The organism is Stenotrophomonas sp. A3_2, assembly GCF_036624925.1.
Taxonomy (GTDB): Bacteria; Pseudomonadota; Gammaproteobacteria; order Xanthomonadales; family Xanthomonadaceae; genus Stenotrophomonas; species Stenotrophomonas hibiscicola.
Genome location: NZ_JAZKVY010000154.1, coordinates 1 through 239, shown reverse-complemented (window position 1 = coordinate 239; position 239 = coordinate 1). Strand labels below are relative to the sequence as shown.

General features: G+C 56.5%; 1 protein-coding gene. It reads right to left on the bottom strand.

Features of this window, described 5'->3' with window-relative positions; all coding sequences use genetic code 11:
* Positions 1-28: 28 nt before the first annotated feature.
* A partial coding sequence (locus tag R5H29_RS04680) for an IS3 family transposase (protein ID WP_332328840.1) occupies positions 29-239 on the bottom strand: 211 nt, incomplete at its 5' end.

Below are 239 nucleotides of genomic sequence, written 5' to 3'. Positions count from 1 at the left end.
TGAAGTGACCCCCGAGACTTGGACGGGGTCAGGCGGCCGATTGGGCCTGTTGGGCCTGCTCCCGGTACTGTACCGGGCTCAGGCCCTTCAATTTCAACTTGATTCGCTCTTGGTTGTAGTACTGGATGTATTCCACCAGCCCCGCCTCCAGACTCTCGATGCTGTCAAAGCTGTTCAGGTAAAAGAACTCCGACTTCAGCGTCCCAAAGAAGCTCTCCATCGCTGCATTGTCCAGGCAG